Below are 19,761 nucleotides of genomic sequence, written 5' to 3' on the forward strand. Positions count from 1 at the left end.
ATGAAATCGTATTTTCAAGGTATTATCCTACTTTTTTGTCTAACGTTTGTATCATCATTCACTTACGCTTCAGGTGGTATTAGTTTTAGCTATACACGTATTATTTTCGATGAAGATAAAGGTGCTGCTAGTTTAATAATCCGCAATCATGGTGATGGAGTTTATTTGATTAATTCAGGTATTGCTGGTGATCAAGAATTAAAATCAAACGCCCCATTTACTGTTATACCACCTATTTTTAGGTTAGATGCAAATTCTAATAATACAATAAGAATTATTAAAAGTAAGAGTGAATCAACATTACCAATTGATAGAGAGTCTATATTTTATTTTCATTCTACTGCAATACCAGGCAGTTCAACAAAAGAGAGTGATAATAATATAGAAGATACAGGTGCACAACTTTCTATTGCTATGCGAACAATACTGAAAGTTATCTATAGACCTGCAAGATTAAAAGGTAAAGTTGAAGATACCTATGGCTTATTAACATTTAAGAATGATAATGGTTTTTTAAAAATCAATAATCCTACACCTTATTATCAAACCTTAGCACTATTAAATATTGATGGAGTACCCGTCGATCTTAATCAATATATTTCTATGGTTGATCCAGTAGGAAATATAAAAATACCTGTAAAAAAATCAGCTAAAAAAGTTGAGTGGAAAATGATTACTGATGTAGGTGGAGAAAGTAAGTCATTCTTTCAGACAATAAATTGAAGTGAACGTTATGATAAATAATAAATTACCTTTATATGTAAATATCTTTTTAGGTTTTATTCTCTACTATTCAAGTCACTCTATTGCATATGAATATGATGGATTCGCTATATCTACATCTAGAGTAATATTTAGTGAGTTGCCTAAAGATAAAGTAAAAAGTGTTGAGGTTTGGAATGATACTGATGAAAGCTATCTATTGCATTCATCTATTAAATCTGCGAATGGTGCTACTGGCTATCCATTAGATAAAAAAATAAATAATACTGATAAATCATTTTTTACAATAACACCACCACTTTCTCGTGTAGAAAAAAGAGGCCGTTTGCCTTTACGTATTATTCTATCTGATACAGCTATAGCTACTTTACCTAAGAATGAGGAATCTATCTTTTTTCTTTCAGTTCAGGCTATTCCATCCATGAAAGAAAGTGGAAATAGTTTAAATATCTCATTAATCAGTAATATAAAGGTCTTTTATAGACCAAGCTCAATAAAAACAAGAATAGAAGATGCAATGAATGATGTAGATATTTCATTAGGTAATAATTGTATTAATTTTAAGAATAAAACACCTTTGTATTTAACTTTTTATAATATTTCAGTCAACAACATCAATGTAAATAATAATGATTTAGATACAATGCTGTCACCATCAGGTAACCATTGTTACCGTATTCCAAATGAAATTAATAAGCTAAATACTAAGTTTAAAGTTAGCTGGAGTTTTATTGATGAAGATGGATTACCTACTAAAACTAAAGATATAGAAGTTTAAATTAATAAATTTCACAGGGTATGGAATAAATGATTAGTACAAATAATCGCTATAAAATTTATAAGAATAAGTATGTTTTCATAACTTCTTATGTGATATTTATTAGTTGCATGCCAATGTTAGGCCATTCTAAAGAATACCATTTTGATACTTCTTTCCTAGGAGAAATTGGTAATAATATAGATGTTGCTCAATTTGAAAATGAAAATAGTACGCCTGAAGGTGAATATCTTGTCGACATTTATGTCAATAGTGATTTCTATAAAACTAAATTAATTAAATTTGTTAAAAACAAACAGAATAAAGTTGTTCCTGAATTAACAAAGCTTGATTTTATCAACTTTGGTGTAAATGCTGAAAGTTTACCTGTATTTAAAAGTACAGGAAATGATATTAATTTATTAGAACTACAAAAATATATTCCTGATGCTACAGAAAATTTTGATATAAAAAAATTAAGACTAGATATTAATATTCCTCAAGCATATATGGATATTAAAGCATTGAGAAGTACTAATAGAGAGTTATGGGACCAAGGTATTCCAGCTATGGTTCTTAACTATACTCTTAATGCATCTAATTTAAAAAGTAAAACAAGTGGTTTCTCTGATACAAAAAACAATAACTTATTCTTTTCAGCATTTGGTGGATTTAATTTTGATGCATGGCGCCTAAGAGGCACCATGAATTATATTTATAATAGAACAAAAAGCGAATTTGGAGTTACAACACAGAAAGATTTATCTTGGAATAATATAAGATTAGAACGTGATATTCAAAAGATAAATAGTGAACTTTCTATCGGTGAAGTTTCGACTAATAGTGTTATTTTCGATCAATTTGAATATCGTGGTTTATTATTGCAGTCTAATGACAGTATGTTACCTGCTGAGGAACGTAATTTTGCACCTGTGATTTCTGGTGTTGCTAATTCGAATGCGCAAATTACGATTACTCAAAATGGTACTGTGATATATCAAACGTCAGTCGCACCAGGCCCATATAAAATAACTGATATTTATTCAACAAATAGTGTGGGCGATTTAGTTGTAACTGTAAAAGAGGCTGATGGAAAAACTTATATTACAACGTATCCTTATTCATCACTTCCAATGATGTTAAGAGAAGGTAAAAAAATATATTCAGCATCCGTTGGTAAATATCGAAATGGTGGTTATACCTCAGATGCTAAAAGCCCATTGTTTGCAATGGCAAGTTTATCAGCAGGATTGATAAATAATATTACCTTGTATGGTGGTTTATTAGGTTCAAATAATTATCGTTCTTTGGGAGTAGGGATTGGCCTTTCATTAGGTGCATTTGGTGCTCTATCTTTAGATGGCACGTATGCAAATGCTTCTTTATCACATAATAGAAGGGCTGACGGTGGTTCCTTTAGAGCTAAATATTCAAAAAGTTTATTAGAATCGGGTACGACAATTGATTTAACAACTTATCGTTATTCGACAAGTAACTTTTATAGTTTTACCGATGCAAATACAGATGATTATTCTTTAAATGAGGGATGGTCACCGTGGTTTAAAGAGCGCCGGAAAAGTAGTTGGCAAACATCGATTACCCAAACTCTTGGTAATTTAGGCGTTATACGTATTTCTGGTAGAAGGGATGATTATTGGGGATCTAGCCGTATCGTTAACACTCTTGATTTAGGGTTTAGCTCATCTGTTGGTCGGATAGGCTATAATCTTAATTACTCTATTAACCATTATGAGAAAACAAAAACTGATTGGCCAACTAACCATCAATTTTCTGTTAACGTTTCGGTTCCTTTTAATGCTTTTGACAATGATAAATTTAATTTATCAAGTATATCTTATGGCTATAGTCAGAATAACCGTGGTGATATAAGTAATCAGGCCTCAGTAAATGGTAACTTAGATGCTAATAATGGATCTTGGTATACTTCTTTCCAACATGATAATAATGGTAAAGGTACCGGACTTAATCTAGGTGCTAGTTACAATAGTGGATATGGTAATTCAAGCCTGGGTTATTATACTTCATCTGATAATAAAATGGTTATGGGAAGCTTTAATGGTGGTGTTGTTGCTCATCGTGGCGGTATTCTTTTTAGTGATACATTATCAGATGCTATTGCTATTGTAAGTACTCCAGATGCAAAAGGGATCTCTGTTGGGGTATCTAAAACAAAAACAAATAGTTCTGGATATGCTATTTATCCATCATTACAAAGTTATCAACGTAACTCAATAACGCTTGACCCATTATCTTTTGCTAATGGAATTGATATAGAAAATAACAGTACTAATGTTTACCCAACAAAAGGTGCTGTTGTTTTAGCTAAATTCAAAACTAAAGTGGGTTATCAAGCTATTTTGACATTAAAGAATAATAAAAAATCTATTCCATTTGGTGCATCTGCTATTTTAGTTGGTGATGATACAAATATCAGTATTCTTGATGAAAATAGTACTGTTTATATGTCTGGATTACCTAAAAAAGGAACATTAAAAGTCGTGTGGGGAAATAAACCTGACCAAACTTGTAATGCGCCATTTAGTATTAATGATAACGATGCTAATTCAGGTTCAGATATTAATATTGTTTATAAAACACTAGTGTGTAATTAATTGATAAAGTGATATGACAATGAAAAGAATAATTAATACTAAATTAATTTTATTAGCTTTGTTTGCTTGTAATATAGAAAGTGCATTTTCTGCTCCGCTCATTAGGATGGTCGTGCCAGCTCGAGTAACAGGCATAGTTGGATATACAAATACCCTAAGTGAATCAATTAATACTTTAGCTTTATCAACCGATGCAAATAAAGATTTAGGATTCCCTGCAATGATACTTAATACAAGTCTGAGTTCAGGAGGATGTAATTATTTCGGAGAAGGTCACTTTATAGAAAGAATGCATGGAAGTTTTCAAGGATATACTCTATATGATACCGTAAGTGGTCAACGTGGTGGTTTAATGGTTACTTTTGAAGGTGTTGGTAAATGGAAAAGACAGCTAGCCAATGGTGAGCTTGTTCAGGGAACTGTCACTTATGATACTGGTGGCGGATGGACTAATAACTGGGATAAGCCTATTAATGGGAAGACTTCTTCATCACGAATGAGAGGAGGGTATGTATTAAATTGCCCTTCAGTAAACCCAGATGAAGCACCAATAATAAGAAATGTTTTTAAATATGGTGGCACAAAATATTCTTGGATTAGTGTTAGGGGAGTGATTATTTCCGAGTCAGGAAATATTCCTCCTGGTATCTATGTTTTACCAGCAGCTATGCTTCTTTCAGATGGCGGTGATGGTGTTACTTCTAATAAGAAAGAGTTTTTAAATGCTTTAGAAGTCAGGGTTGCCAATTTTTCATGCATTATTAAACTAAGTAAAAATAATATTTATTTTGATATGGCTAATATGCAAGAAGATAGTGTAACAATTTCTTCATCCTGCTTAGGTGCAAGGGAAAATATTGGTAACTTAAAGGCTAGCCTAAATGTTCAAGCAAGTGGTACATCATCACCTTCAGTATCTGACCCTACAAAATTAGTTGTTGCAAATACAAATGAACAACTTGTTATTCGTGGTTCATGGAATAATGATGTATTAAACTGTTCTCGCTCAAGTGTCTTCTTTGATAATAGAATGGGGCTTGATTTAGGTGAACTTAAAGATGGTGTCCAAACAGATTTTCCCGCTCAGAAACTTCGTTTTATTGCATGTAATGAAGGGCAAGCACCCGCAGGTATGTATACAGCACAAGCTACAGTTTCTATTGTGACACGCTAGGCTAATTTATTAAATTAATAAAAGGGTTAATCTGATATTTTGAATCTAGATAACCCCTTTATTTAAAAAGATAACTACCGATGATTATAAATATAAAGAATAGCTATTTATCTAGATAAATGTTTTGCGTTGGATACGCTAATTCAGCATCATGGCTTTTAATAATATTGATTATATTAAAATAAATATTTTGTTGCGCTGCTAGCCATTCAGCCCAAACGACGGTTTTAGTAAAACAATAGACCATAATATTTAGCGATGAATCTGTAACTTCATTAAAGTAAACTAATAATGTTTGTTCAGTATCAATATTAGGGTCTTGTTTTAAAAGCGCACGAATATCCTCAATAATTGGGCTTATTTTATCAGTATCCTGATAACGCAGGCGTAATGAAAAATCCACTCTTCGATGTGTCATATGGCTATTATTTTCAATTGTAATTGATGAAAATAATGAATTTGGTACATAAAGTGGTCGATGATCAAAAGTCAGTATTTTGGTCATCCGCCAACCAATTTCTATTACTGTTCCTGCAATATTTTTATCTGGGGAGCTTATCCAGTCACCATTATTAAATGGCCTGTCAAAATACAAAATAATACCGGATAAAAAATTACTAATAACTTCTTTGCCCGCCATACCAATAATAATACTCCCAAATCCACCAAATGCCATCAAGCCAGAAATGCTTAAGCCAAATTGCTGTCCAAAGATTAATATAATAGAAAAAAATACAAATACTTTGATAACTCTGGCAATAATATGTGCTGAAGTAGGATTATTTCCTCTGGTGACTTGATATTTTTCTAATCTATTAATGAGTAAAAAAGACTTTTTAATTAAAATGATACTGATAAAAATGAGTATCATAAAATTAATAAATGATGTAGGGATAAAAGACAATCCTAACTTGACTTTTATTGTATCAATAAATTGCATTAATAATATGACAAATAAGCATTCTGCTGCAACTTGAATAATATGAATAAAAAGGCTTTTATATTTCTTTAGATAGATGATGATCTCTAATATTATAAAAATAATCAAATAGAGAATGAGAACAATAGAATGGTTATTCAGTTTTTCAAATAGAGCCTGAAACATATATCAACTCACAATTATAGATTTAAAGATAAATTATTTTTAATAAATACGAGTAGAATATTTTATTATTCGTCAGAATATTATGTTAAATAATATGTTTATCAAAAAGCTAAATAGCCCCAAATTATTGGGGCTTTATCATGACTTCATTATTTCTTAATAGTGGAATTAACCCTATCAATAATAAAGACTTAATCCTAATGTATTCGCAATTTGCGTCACACCAGCCTGACCCCGAACGCTATTGCCAACGGCATCTAATGGCGGGGAAAATCCAGCAATCGCTAATTGACCAGGGACGACAGCTAAAATTCCTCCACCGACACCACTTTTTCCTGGTAAACCAACTGTATAAGCCCAAGTGCCTGACGTGGTATAAAGGCCTTCCATTGTCATTTCGGCTAAAATATGCGGCACATTCTTGGTGCTAATAATGCGTTCTTTTGTGATTGGGTTAATGCCTTCATTGGCTAAAGTCGCGCCCATTGTTGCAAGGTCAACGGTATTAATCAGTGTTGAACATTGCCTAGTGTAGACATCAACAGCAGCCATTGGGTTAGAATACATTGCCCCCGCGCTTTTCATTAGCCAAGCTAAAGCGCGATTATGGTAATTTGTTGCTTGTTCTGAGTTATTGACCTCTTCACTCATTGCCAATTCGCGGCCTGCGAAATGGCTTTGTATGGTCAAGATTTGGTGATAGCGATCCATCGTATCTTTTGCTGCAATCAAACTTGTTGTTGCAATTGCGCCTGCATTCACTAATGGGCTCAACGGCTTATCACCATGTAGCTCAAGCGCAATAACTGAATTAAATGGTTCACCCGTTGGGTCTGCGCCAATTTTTTCCCTGAAAACTTTAGCGCCAGTTTGCTCCATTGCAAGCGCCATCGTAAAAACTTTGGAAATGGATTCAATTGCAAATTCAAATTCACTATCACCTGCGGTATAAATTTCCCCAGTGACTGTCACAACGGCTAACCCAAAGAGATTTGATGGCACAGACGCTAAATAGGGAATATAACTTGCATTTTCACCGCCAGATAGCATTTTGTTGTCCATGTAAGCTTCAGAAATCGCTTGTTTTATTGCGTCTTTATCAATATTCATATTTGTTACCTTTTTAACTTATTCAGTAGGGCTTTTTGGGGCATTGATTGATTTGTTGGCTTGCGTTTCCCAAGTAAATGGTGCGAAATCGGGATCATCACCTTTCCAAGATGGTTTACGCACGGCATAAATAATGCTCGGGAATAACCAGAAGATAAGTGTCAAGATAACGAGAACGCCAAAATAGATTTCAGGGCTACCAACACTAATTTGATCTGGCGGAATAAAGCTGAAGATAAAAGCGGTTAAAGCGGAAATAAAACCAATACCGCCCACAATCCACATGCCTAAGTTACCGCCGGGCAAAGTATAAGGACGAGGTCGATTTGGCTGGCTATAACGTAATCTTAGTGCCGCAGCAAACATGCAAATATAGGCCGTTAGGTACAGAATGTTTGCGAGCTGATTTAATATTTGATAAGCCGCTTGAACAGACGGTAAAACGACAAAGAGAATGGATAAACAAGTCACTAATACTGCTTGTAGGAGCAAGATAAACGTTGCCGAGCCATTTTTATTGGTTTTCTGCCAAATTTTTGGTAAATAACCGGCTTTTGCTACGGCTAGCACACCTGTTGATGGCCCAACAACCCAAGTTGTCACACAGGTTAAGACACCAATAGCCAGCATGATTGCAACAATTGAAGAGGCCCAAGGTATGCCAACCCAGACAAAGAGATCATGGTATGCGGTGAGAATGGCTTGTGTTAAGTTGATTTGTTTGTTGGGAACGACAAACGCGATAGCTAAGGTTGCTAGCACAAGAATGAGAACGGTACCAATTGCGGCACTCATAATGGCAATAGGATAATTACGAGTCGGGTTTTTGACTTCTTTCACGTGAACCGCATTCATTTCCATTCCGGCATACATCAGGAAAATACTGGCGGCTAATACCACATTACTGAAATTAGAAAAATCAGGGATAATATCTCCCCAAGCCATTGTGACTTCAGGTGTATTTCCTGAAATAACATACGCAAAACCTAAAATAATGAGTAATCCAGCAGGAATAAATACACCAATAACGCCCCCATATTTTGCCATTGTGGCAAACGCTTTAGAGCCGCGTAATCCAATGAAAGTGGCGACCCAATACACGGCGAGTACGAGCACCAGTATAAAGATTTTATTACTTGCTAAGGAGGAAGCCGTATTTTCATTAGGATCTATATAGGCGATGGATACCGCACCAAAAGTCAGCGCGGTTGGCAAAAATACACAGACTTCGACAAATAAGATCATCATAATGGTAAATGCGAAGCGCCCACCAAAAGCTTCTCCTATCCAGCGGAACATTCCCCCTTTTTCTGGCCAGCCTGTTGCTAATTCGGCAGCGATTAGCGCAACGGGAACTAAAAATAGGATCGCAGCGAGCAGATAGTAAAAGATAGAGCTCAGACCATATTCAGCTTCGGAAGGCAATCCATTCAGTGAGACAACAGCAGTAATATTCAGCAGTACCAGACCAAAAATGGAAATAGTTCCCGCAGAGGCTTTTTTGTTGTCTGATGCCGATATTGTTGCTTTTTGTGAAGAATTAACAGAATCTGTCATAATAAACACCAATAAATTGTCTGGCACGTTGCGTAAACAACATGCATAAATAAGATAAATTAAGATTGAATGATGATTGCCATCTATTGATATAGACGGCAATCAATCTGACATTTAGCTATGATGAAAACCGGTTGTTTCCGATGCAGTGAGTGGGTGTGTAATTGGATGCTTCATGAAAAACTCAAGCGCACGCTTCATATCTTCAAGTAGTAGCATAGCTAAATCACGACTCACACCATGGCGCACTAAAATCCGTTGAATGACGAGATCTTCGCGGTTGGCTGGTAATGAGTAAGCGGGTACTTGCCAACCACGTGAACGCAGACGATCAGCAAGGTCGTAAAGTGTGTATCCACCGATACCTTGGTCTTCTTTCAGTTTCCAGCAAAGAGCAGGAATACCGGTTTGGCTATTTCCATCATAGATCATTTCAAATGGACCAAGTTTTGAAATTTCTTGTGACAGGTATTGTGCAGTTGTATAGCAAGCATTATGAATTTTGGTATACCCTTCACGACCAAGACGTAGGAAGTTATAATACTGGGCAATAATCTGTCCACCGGGGCGAGAGAAATTGAGTGCAAAGGTAGGCATATTCCCACCTAAATAGTTCACGTTAAAAATTAATTCTTCTGGTAGGTCTTTTGCTTCACGCCAAATCACCCAACCTGCACCTAAAGGGGCTAAGCCAAATTTGTGACCCGAGGTATTAATGGATTTAACGCGCGGTAAGCGAAAATCCCATTCAATATCAGGTGCACAGAAAGGCGCAAGGAAACCACCACTTGCACCATCGACGTGGATCGGAATATCCAGTCCGGTTTCTTTTTGCAGTTTATCCAGTGCATCACTGACGGCTTTTACTGGCTCATATTGGCAAGTAAATGTGACCCCTAAAGTAGGAACAACACCAATGGTATTTTCATCAACGCGCTTTAAAACTTCTTCCGGCGTCATGATCAGGCGGTCACCTTCAAGTGGGATCTCTCTTAATTCAACATCAAAATAACGTGCAAATTTATGCCAGCAAATTTGTACTGGGCCGCAAATTAAGTTTGGTTTATCCGTTGATTTTCCTTGTGCTTTTTGTTTTTTACGCCATTGCCATTTTAACGCTAATCCACCTAGCATAGCGGCTTCAGATGATCCAATTGTTGAGCAACCAAGTGTGTTGACCGCATCAGGCGAATTCCACAGATCAGCAAGCATATGGACACAACGATTTTCAATTTCGGCTGTTTGTGGGTATTCATCTTTATCTATCATGTTTTTATCAATAGAGAGATTCATTAAGTCACGAATTTCATCATCAACCCAAGTTTGACAAAATGTCGCTAAATTTTGTCGTGAATTTCCATCTAGCATTAATTCATCTCGGACAGCACTAAATACATTTTGTGCATCTCGTTCTTTTAATGGAAATTGTGTTTTAGGTAGTGATTGAGATAAATCAAATGATGCGTAAATATCGTCGTGTTCATTATAATGCATGACTTGTTTCTTATTCATTTCATGATTCCTTCTGTATTATATCTGTTTGTATAAACTAAAAAGTATATTTAAATCCGACTCCACCTTGTGGCTGTATTCGCCAATCTTTCTCGGTAGAACCCCATACTTGGTTAGAATATTTTGCTTGGGCAAAAATAGAAAAAGAGACATCCTGATTTAATTGATAATTTAATGTTAATTGAGGAAGTGCAAATAAGGTGTAAGTACTTTTATAATTACCTTCCATAATTGTTGGGCTTAGCCATTCATACATTTGATTACCGGCAATAAAAGGATCCCACGCAGCTTTTTTATTTGACGCAATATAAGGGTCGAGGCCACCTGTAAAATTAAATGATAATGACGTGCTTTCATTAAATTTAATGAGTTCATTGGTATAATTTAACCAAGCCATAATCATAAAATAATTCGCATTCTCATAAGATTGAGTGCCATTATTTATCATCATTGAGCCGTTATACCATTCTCTAAATGCATAGGCATTGAACGTTATGGAGAAATTAGCAGGTAGTTCCCAATTGGTTAATAAACTGAATATCCCCGTATTAACATGCCCTGAATCTCCACCTGAATTAACGCCATAAATATACATTGGTGAGAAAGCAAATTGAGTGGCTTTAATATAACCATTGGATGGAATGTACTCAGAAAAATCAAAAGATGTTTGTATCAACGAATAAGTTTGATTACTTCCTGAAAATTCATTTTCATTTTCAACCATAATTGAAGAAGACCATTTTACTTTGGAGGAATTAATAAAGCCTCCGTTATAACTTAATGTTCCTTTAGGTCCACTAAAACGGTTATCTTGCTGTTTTTCTTTACCATCATAATGATACATATTCCACGTGCGATCCCACTGTAGAGCAAGTGACCACTCAGGTGAAAAGTTGTAATTAGCGATAAAAGAAGGATGAGAGGTTGCCGTCTTATAACTTCCAGCATTCCCGTAGAAAGTTTGTGTTAATCCAATATAGCCATTTGGAATAAACAGTTTCTCGTCATCTTCTGCTTTTACCGTAAAAGGTAAAATAAGTAAAAATAGGCTTAGAATTAATCTATTATTTTTCATCAAAAATAATCCTTCTATATTCAATAATAAGAAAAAATTAAATTCCGAGAATTAAAGTATAAAAATAGTGAATAGCTGAATAACACAACATAATAATTTATTTTGTTGTATTATTAATTTTTAATTAAATCATATAGATATATATTTACGCCAAGTCAACAACTCAATATTAGAGTTAATTGTAATTGTTCATTTTTTATCTTTGGAATTAAAAATTAAAAAAATATTTATATACGAAATGTTCGACTTAAAATTTAGATAATAACAGCTATACTTTTGGTAAATTTTATGCAATAAATAAATGCAACAAAATAAATTATTTCGTTGCATTTATTATTAAAAATTTATTTGTTAATTGATCAAATAATGCAGATCGCAATAAGAATAATACTTCATGTGTATGTAATTAAACTTAAACTGAGTTACATGAAATCAATATTATTCATTTTTCTCTTATTTTTTACTCAGTTTAAGTAATCATTATCTTGATGTATTTTTATGGTGAAATTTTATTTCATAACTTTCTTGTCTAAATTCCAATTTATGAGTAAACAATATAAAGGAGAATATTTTTATTACTCTATTTATGTTTATTTGTGTTAATTGGATTTAGTAAAACTAATATAAATATAAAATTTAGTTATAATTTAATAATCAAAGTATAGTTGTTTTATTAAACAATTGATTAATACCAATCGGTTTATTGATTTTTCATCGGTAGTTTCATATTAATAATATTTTGCGGGTTTACTCTTTCTCATCTTGCTTAACATGTCACCTCAACGCACAACAAAATTGCGTTGTTAGACTGGGGTAGATAAAAAACAATCAACTTCAAGCGACCAATTGGACTCGCTATCAACACTTAGAAGTTTGATGTGTTTAGGTACTTTTTTCAAAAAAATGATAAATAATCTATCATTAGGTCTGTTCAGTTGTATGAATAATGATTAAAGTGAGATTAGTTAATAAAAATGAGGAAACGGTATGCTGTATATCTTCGATATGGGTAATGTGATTATTGATATCGACTTTAATCGTGTTTTTGATAAATGGTCCGAACTGAGTGGAACACCAGTTGAACAGATTAAATCACGATTTACTTTTGGAAATATTTTTCAGCTCCATGAATGTGGCAAAATTTCAGATATTGAGTTTGCAGAATTACTCTGTGAGGAGCTTGGTATTACATTGAGTTTTGAAGAGTTTGCGGAAGGTTGGCATGCAATTTTTGTTTCGCTAAGACCTGAAGTTATCGACATTATGGAACGCCTGCGTGAACAAGGGCACCGTGTTGTTGTCTTATCGAACACAAATCGTTTGCACCTTGATTACTGGCCTGAACACTATCCTGAAATTGCAGCCTCTTCTGATTTTCTTTATTTATCCCAAGATTTGGGAATGCGTAAACCAGATCCAGAAATTTTTAATTATGTTTTACAGTCAGAAGAATTTGATGCTACTGATACAATATTTTTTGATGATGTTGAAGCAAATATCAAAGCTGCCGAAGCTCTTGGTATCAAAAGTGTTCATGTAGTTGATAAAGATACGATCCCTGAATATTTTCGTACTTACGATTTCAGTGCTGAAGTAGAATAAGTGGGTGTTTTACCGTTATTTGATGTTTATTATTATGGAGTGACCTACTGTGTTGCTCCATTATTTTGTACAGAGTTATCATGATTGCATTAATACAAAGAGTGACCAACGCACAAGTTGTTGTTGACGATAATATTGTTGGGCAAATTGGTTCTGGCCTACTTGTTCTACTCGGTGTAGAAAAGGAAGATGATGAACAAAAAGCTAAACGTTTATGCGAAAAAGTGCTTGGTTATCGCGTGTTCTGCGATGAACAAGGCAAAATGAACCTTAATGTTCAGCAGGCGGGTGGTAGTTTACTTGTTGTTTCTCAATTCACTTTAGCTGCTGATACCAAAAAAGGGATGAGGCCCAGTTTTTCTGGCGGTGCAGAGCCTTCCCGCGCTGATCAATTATATGAATATTTTGTTGAGCAAAGTTGCCAACAAGGTGTTAATACACAGAAAGGGCAGTTTGCGGCAGATATGCAAGTCAGTCTGACAAATGATGGTCCAGTCACTTTTTGGTTGCAAGTCTGACCAACAAAATAAGGGAGAGATTATGTATCATTTACGTACACCTAAAGATGAAACTGAATTTGATGCTTATTACCAGTTTCGTTGGGAAATGTTACGTAAACCCTTTAATCAACCCCTAGGTTCAGAAAAAGATGGCTATGATTTAACGGCGCATCATCAAATGGTTGTTGATGATAAAAATCGCATTTTAGCCATTGGTCGTCTTTATATTAATGCAGATAATGAAGGCGCAATTCGTTTTTTAGCTGTTAACCCAGTCATGCAAGGGAAAGGGTTAGGCAAGCTCATCTTAATGGCTTTAGAATCGATTGCCCGGCAAGAAGGCGTTAAGCGTATTGTTTCTAGCGTGCGAGAAGAAGCCGTATCTTTTTTTAATAAGATAGGTTTTGATAATCGCGGATTAATTGCGGGTGAACTGAAAACACCTATTCGCCATTATCTTATGATCAAACCCATTGAAACACTTGATCAAATTCTACATCGGCCTGATTGGTGTGGTGAATTACAACAAGCATGGTACAAATATATCCCATTGAGTGAAAAAATGGGGGTGCGTATTGAGCAATATACAGGTAAGAAATTCATCACAACAATGCCTGAATCGGGCAATCAAAATCCGCATGCAACGATATTTGCAGGCAGCCAATTTTCACTGGCAACACTAACTGGGTGGGGGCTAATTTGGCTATTAATGCAAGAACATCAGTTAGGTGGGGATATTGTGCTTGTCGATGCAAATATCCGTTACAGTACCCCTGTCAGTGGTCGGCCAATTGCAATTGCGGATATGAGCAAACTCAGTGGTGATCTTGACCGTCTTGCCAGAGGAAGTAAGGCAAGAGTGAAGCTAGAAGTTCAAGTCATTGGGGCAGATAGTGAATCAGGCGCAGTTTTCAGTGGTGTTTATATGGTGATGCCTTCTCAAAATGTCATCAAACCGAATTAACGCTATGGTCGGCAGATAGGCAATCACATTGTCATATGTTATCGTCAAACCAATCTTAAAATCTTCCTAATATTCTAAATCAATTAGCCAACGATAAGTGAATTATCGCTGACTAATTATTATCTGATTTTTCTATCAGTGTATTGTGTGAAATTATTGTGTGACGATCGCAGGTATTTGCTGATGACTTGGCACTGGTGGCTCAAGTGGCATTGTTTCAGATTCAACAGGTGCCATTTCGCTTTCAACTGATGAAGTTACTACGCCATTGACAACAGTTCGAAACATTCTCTTTCCTTGTAATGGCATGGCCATCAACTCACCATTTAATGTTTTAGTTAATTTTGGTGCAAGAAGGTCACCTTGCAATGTTGTATCAAAATCACCCATTAATTGAGGTGGGAAACCTTGCCAGCCCCATTGATTTAATACGGATAGGTCAACATTTGTTCCTGATGCACGTAATAAAAAAGGCACTTTCTGTGGTGATTGTTTAACTAAAAGCCCGACTTTGACAATTCCTTTTTCTGTACTTGCGGTGAGTGATGCAGCAGCAGATGCTTGCCCACTTTGGCGGACATCCATATAGGGTCTGCGAACCATAACTTGATTAATTGTACCGCTATCGGCATTAAATGAGGCTTTACCACTCCAAATACCCCATTGCTTCTGTTTGATGAAGTTGATGTCTTCAATATTTCCACTGAGCGCCGTAAATTCAAATGGGAAATAAGACTCGATATTCATCAATAGGGATTGTGATAAAGTAAATTGTTGGATTTTAAACCCAGATAACCAATTGGGCGCTGGTTGTGCAAAGAAGTCCAGCCAAGTATTTGGCAGTGTATATAAAATACCTGCTAATTTACCTTCATTAATGGTTAAAGTTTTATCATTTCGCTGCCAAGTTGCGTTAAGATTAAAAACACCTTTGTAATAATAGCCGGATAATTTCTCTATATTGAGGTTATCACCTTGAATATTGGCTTTTCCGATGAGCGTATCAACTTGTTGATCGCCAATCACCAGTTGGTCAATATTAAAATCAATATGACTTTTAGGCAGATTCCAGCTTCCTCTGACGAAGCCAAGCTGATCTATCTCGGTATTTAATCCTGATACTGCCCAATCTTTACCTTGTAAACCAATATTGGTCAGAATAAGATTTTTGATAGAAATTGGGTGTTCAATTTCAATGACCTTGAGTAAATCAGCAAAAGAAATACTGGTTTGCCAGCCTACTCGGTTCATGGCGAGTGAATCAATGACAATAGATTTATCCGCAAGCATCTTGCCTGACCCAAGAATATAACCATTATTGAGATAACCACTTGCCTCATTAAAAACCAACATATTTTCTTGCCGTTTTCCTGTAATAGCGACATTTTTTAGTGGCAATTCATTGATATTTAATTGATTAGAAGTAAAGCGAAAATCACCATAACCAAAAGGATGGTTAACTGTTGGATGCCATGGCGTGATCCCCCCCGTTAATCCTACCGCTTCTATTTGATTATTATTCTGATTTAATTGAATACGACTATTTTCAAATTGCAGAATATGGGCATCTAATGGAATTGATGTTGAAGTCTCTGAGGAATTGAGGGCAACGTCACCTTGTGTTATCACTAAACGATGAATAGCATTGCCACTAAAAAGCTTGCGCCAGCTCATCTCAACAACAATCTGTTTTGCATCTACTGAAATATCATTATTCGCAGAAGAGAGCTTGATATCTTGGAAGATAAATTCACCTGGATTAGCAAACTCATGTCCCATGATACCAACATCAATATTATAGCTCGTCAATTTACTTAAAAACTGGCTGGCGTATGAAGCTCCCCAGCGCGTTTGTAAGCTGATATAAGTAAAAATGATGACAAATAAAAATAAGATTAGAAGCGTAATAATGAGCCTAGTTAACCATCTCATAGTTATCTGCCCTCTCTATAAGTTATGATATTTGATGTATTCGTCTGACTAAGTTGACTATAACAATTCTTGTCATGACAGAATATAGCATAAAGGCTGTTAACATCCGTTATTAACAGCCTTTAGCAGTATGAATTGGTTCAATTCTCTATTTATTGCAGGTGACAAAATACAGAATAACCGCCAGTGTATGCAACTTTGGCGGTTATAGATAGATTACTTTTCGATAGGAAAGATTAAATTAAGAACAATTGCAGTCAGCCCACCTGCAGCAATACCTGAGGAAAAGAGGGTTCTTAGCCAATCAGGTGCAAATTGTAAGATTAAAGGTTGTTGTGAAACGCCTAACCCGACAGCGAGTGAGAGAGCAATAATCATAATGGCGCGGCGATTTAATGGCTCACGGGAAACGATACGCACACCTGATGCCGCGATAGTACCAAACATCACAATGGTTGCACCGCCCAGAACAGGCTCAGGTATTTGCTGTATAAAGCCTGCTACTGCTGGGAATAGCCCAAGCAAAACCAACAGCAATGCCACAATATAACCCACATAGCGGCTAGCAACTCCAGTAAGCTGAATGACGCCATTATTTTGGCCAAAACAGGAGTTTGGAAAAGTGTTAAATATAGCAGAAACCATAGAATTTAAGCCGTTAGCTAACACGCCGCCTTTAATCCGTTTCATGTAAATAGGCCCACGAACGGGTTGTTCTGAAACATCAGAAGTTGCAGTGATATCCCCAATGGTTTCTAGTGACGTGACCATGAAAATAAGCATTAATGGGATCAGCAAATTCCAATCAAATGATAGACCATAATAAAAAGGTTCAGGGATTGTAATTAATGAATGCTCACCTTCAGTTGGCTGCGGGGTGGGTAACATATCCATCCACCACGCTGTAACATAGCCGACAGCCATTGCAATCACGAGTGATGCAACTCGAAGATAAGGATTTTTTTGGCGGTTAAGTAAGATAATAACGGCTAATACGACACCTGCAAGAATAAGGTAATCCGGTGAACCAAACGTTTTGTTTTCTATTGCGCTGTGTCCACCGCCAATAGATGTTAGTCCCACTTGTATTAAAGATAAGCCGATAATCATGACAACAATACCGGAAACAAGAGGTGTAATAACACGGCGAGCTAAATGTAAAAAACGCGATAGAACAACTTCGGTGAGAGCGGCAACAAGTAGAGTACCAAATAATGCAGCCATCATTGAAGGGATATCCGCCCCACCTTGCTTAAGTGCAACTCCTCCCATAATGAGTGGTGCAACAAAGTTAAAACTGGTTCCTTGAATGGAAAGCAGGCCAGAGCCTATTGGACCCCAAGCACGGATTTGGATCAAAGAAGCAATACCTGAAGCAAACAGCGACATACTGATAATGCGCTCTGTATCATGAGCAGGTAGCCCTAATGATTGGCAAATTAGCATCGCGGGTGTGATCACAGCGACAAACATTGCCAAAAGGTGCTGACCTGCGGCAAACAGTGCTTGTGGCAAGGGTGGCTTATCTTCTAAACGATAAATAAGTTCACTTTGCGCTGTCGTTTCAGCGGTCTGTTTTTCAGATACGGGATGATTCATTTTCTATTTCTCTGACAACAAAAAAAGCATTTTAAATAGATTAACGCAAAAAGCAATCGTTTGCGTAAAAGTATTTATTCATTATTAGCTAAAATCGTCACACTTTTATATGTTTTAACTTGTATTGATTGCGAGTTTTTAATCTAATTTTGATGTTTTTACGCAAAGTGGTAAGAAATATTTAACATTCTATTGATTTATTTATAATTATTAATAACGCATGAGGTACGTGAATGTATCATCTTGATGTCTACGGTACACTTGTCGCAGCAACTCTCGTTTTATTGCTAGGACGCAAATTAGTCAGAACTGTTCCTTTCCTTGAAAAATATACAATCCCAGAACCTGTTGCTGGTGGGCTGCTGGTTGCTTTTAGCTTATTGATTATAAAGCAAGTATTTAATTGGAGCTTATCTTTTGATTTGTCATTACAAGAACCTATGATGCTGGCATTTTTTGCAACGATAGGCTTGAACGCAAATTTAGCAAGTTTGAAAGCGGGCGGTAAGGCACTATTTGTCTTTATTTTTGTGGTTGTGGGTTTATTACTGGTACAAAACACAGTTGGTATTGCTTTAGCTAAATTTATGGATCTTGACCCTTTAATGGGGCTGCTAGCAGGTTCAATTACTTTATCGGGTGGACATGGTACGGGGGCTGCTTGGGGGAAAATCTTTACCGAAAGCTATGGTTTCCAGAGTGCGACTGAAGTTGCGATGGCTTGTGCCACATTTGGCTTAGTGCTTGGTGGATTAATCGGTGGGCCAGTTGCTCGTTTTTTAATCCGTAATATTCCAACGCCGGGTACAGGTAATGATGATAAAGAAGTTCCTACTGCATTTGAAAAGCCACAATCGGGGCGAATGATCACTTCAATGGTACTTATTGAAACAATTGCGTTGATTGCAATTTGTTTAATGCTTGGTAGCTATATAGAAGAGTGGCTAGCGGGAACAATATTATCATTACCGAAGTTTGTTTGTGTTCTATTTGTTGGTGTGATTTTAAGTAATGGGTTATCAGTTGTCGGGTTCTATCGTGTTTTTGATCGCGCAGTATCTGTTCTTGGTAACGTCAGCCTTTCATTATTCTTAGCTATGGCGTTGATGAGTTTGAAACTGTGGGAACTGGCTTCTTTGGCAATTCCTATGCTTGTTATTCTCGGTGTACAAGCTTGTGTGATGGCAGCATACGCTATTTTTGTAACCTTTAGAGTGATGGGGAAAAACTATGATGCCGCAATACTTGCTGCGGGACACTGTGGCTTTGGTTTAGGAGCCACACCAACAGCGATAGCAAATATGCAAGCAGTCACTGAACGTTTTGGTCCATCACACCTTGCATTCTTAGTGGTGCCAATGGTTGGAGCATTCTTTATTGATATCGTGAATTCTCTTGTCATCAAACTCTATTTAATGTTGCCGATATTTCCAACGGTAGCGGGCTAATACATTGGTATAGAACAAAATTCAACAAAGCGAAAACGGTAGCAATTGCCGCAAATTGTTGCGGCAATTG

The 19,761-nt window shown here is 36.0% G+C and carries 15 protein-coding genes; 8 read left to right on the top strand and 7 right to left on the bottom strand.

The window, feature by feature from the left end:
• The 4 genes from OO7_RS02710 to OO7_RS02725 are packed head-to-tail and all read left to right on the top strand — an operon-like array spanning nt 1 to nt 5,287.
• On the top strand, nt 1–723 hold the full coding sequence (locus OO7_RS02710; RefSeq protein WP_008914431.1) for a fimbrial biogenesis chaperone: 723 nt from the start codon (nt 1–3) through the stop codon (nt 721–723).
• Between the two features lie 10 nt (nt 724–733).
• On the top strand, nt 734–1,501 hold the full coding sequence (locus OO7_RS02715; RefSeq protein ID WP_008914432.1) for a fimbrial biogenesis chaperone: 768 nt from the start codon (nt 734–736) through the stop codon (nt 1,499–1,501).
• A 29-nt stretch (nt 1,502–1,530) separates the two neighbouring features.
• Nucleotides 1,531–4,113, top strand: coding sequence for a fimbria/pilus outer membrane usher protein (locus OO7_RS02720; protein ID WP_008914433.1), 2,583 nt, complete (start codon nt 1,531–1,533; stop codon nt 4,111–4,113).
• A 19-nt stretch (nt 4,114–4,132) separates the two neighbouring features.
• Nucleotides 4,133–5,287, top strand: a complete 1,155-nt coding sequence (locus tag OO7_RS02725; RefSeq protein ID WP_043892631.1) for a hypothetical protein — start codon at nt 4,133–4,135, stop codon at nt 5,285–5,287.
• 103 nt (nt 5,288–5,390) lie between these two features.
• On the opposite strand, the gene OO7_RS02730 is transcribed toward OO7_RS02725, so the two are convergent.
• From OO7_RS02730 to OO7_RS02750, 5 genes are all read right to left on the bottom strand, one after another.
• Complete coding sequence (locus tag OO7_RS02730; protein WP_008914434.1) at nt 5,391–6,392, bottom strand: mechanosensitive ion channel family protein; 1,002 nt, start codon at nt 6,390–6,392, stop codon at nt 5,391–5,393.
• A 177-nt stretch (nt 6,393–6,569) separates the two neighbouring features.
• Nucleotides 6,570–7,502: a glutaminase A gene (gene glsA / locus OO7_RS16780; protein ID WP_008914435.1), complete on the bottom strand. Its 933-nt coding sequence runs from the start codon at nt 7,500–7,502 to the stop codon at nt 6,570–6,572.
• Between the two features lie 18 nt (nt 7,503–7,520).
• Nucleotides 7,521–9,059 carry a glutamine/gamma-aminobutyrate antiporter GadC gene (gene gadC / locus OO7_RS16785; protein WP_008914436.1) on the bottom strand — a complete coding sequence of 513 codons (1,539 nt, stop codon included), beginning with the start codon at nt 9,057–9,059 and terminating at the stop codon, nt 7,521–7,523.
• A gap of 114 nt (nt 9,060–9,173) precedes the next feature.
• Nucleotides 9,174–10,571 carry a glutamate decarboxylase gene (gene gad, locus OO7_RS02745; RefSeq protein WP_008914437.1) on the bottom strand — a complete coding sequence of 466 codons (1,398 nt, stop codon included), beginning with the start codon at nt 10,569–10,571 and terminating at the stop codon, nt 9,174–9,176.
• Nucleotides 10,572–10,608: 37 nt separating this feature from the next.
• Complete coding sequence (locus OO7_RS02750; protein ID WP_008914438.1) at nt 10,609–11,646, bottom strand: FomA family porin-like outer membrane protein; 1,038 nt, start codon at nt 11,644–11,646, stop codon at nt 10,609–10,611.
• Nucleotides 11,647–12,633: 987 nt separating this feature from the next.
• Between OO7_RS02750 and yihX the strand changes: the two genes are divergently transcribed.
• The 3 genes from yihX to fabY all read left to right on the top strand — a co-directional run bounded on the left by yihX (nt 12,634) and on the right by fabY (nt 14,712).
• Nucleotides 12,634–13,248: a glucose-1-phosphatase gene (gene yihX / locus OO7_RS02755; RefSeq protein WP_008914439.1), complete on the top strand. Its 615-nt coding sequence runs from the start codon at nt 12,634–12,636 to the stop codon at nt 13,246–13,248.
• Nucleotides 13,249–13,328: 80 nt separating this feature from the next.
• Nucleotides 13,329–13,766: a D-aminoacyl-tRNA deacylase gene (gene dtd / locus OO7_RS02760; RefSeq protein ID WP_008914440.1), complete on the top strand. Its 438-nt coding sequence runs from the start codon at nt 13,329–13,331 to the stop codon at nt 13,764–13,766.
• A 22-nt stretch (nt 13,767–13,788) separates the two neighbouring features.
• The gene (gene fabY / locus OO7_RS02765) at nt 13,789–14,712 is read left to right on the top strand and encodes a fatty acid biosynthesis protein FabY (protein ID WP_008914441.1); all 924 of its coding nucleotides are present in this window, start codon (nt 13,789–13,791) and stop codon (nt 14,710–14,712) included.
• Nucleotides 14,713–14,865: 153 nt separating this feature from the next.
• Here the strand turns inward: fabY and OO7_RS02770 are convergent, their stop codons facing one another.
• Nucleotides 14,866–16,644 (bottom strand): AsmA family protein, encoded by a 1,779-nt coding sequence (locus OO7_RS02770; RefSeq protein ID WP_008914442.1) that lies wholly within the window; start codon nt 16,642–16,644, stop codon nt 14,866–14,868.
• Between the two features lie 216 nt (nt 16,645–16,860).
• A complete protein-coding gene (locus OO7_RS02775; protein WP_008914443.1) occupies nt 16,861–18,243 on the bottom strand; it encodes a uracil-xanthine permease family protein in 1,383 nt (460 codons plus the stop codon).
• Nucleotides 18,244–18,476: 233 nt separating this feature from the next.
• Here OO7_RS02775 and gltS point away from each other — a divergent pair, with 233 nt between their 5' ends.
• Complete coding sequence (gene gltS, locus OO7_RS02780) at nt 18,477–19,691, top strand: sodium/glutamate symporter (protein ID WP_008914444.1); 1,215 nt, start codon at nt 18,477–18,479, stop codon at nt 19,689–19,691.
• The last annotated feature ends 70 nt before the right edge of the window (nt 19,692–19,761 follow it).

It is taken from the genome of Providencia sneebia DSM 19967, assembly GCF_000314895.2.
Classification (GTDB): Bacteria; Pseudomonadota; Gammaproteobacteria; order Enterobacterales; family Enterobacteriaceae; genus Providencia; species Providencia sneebia.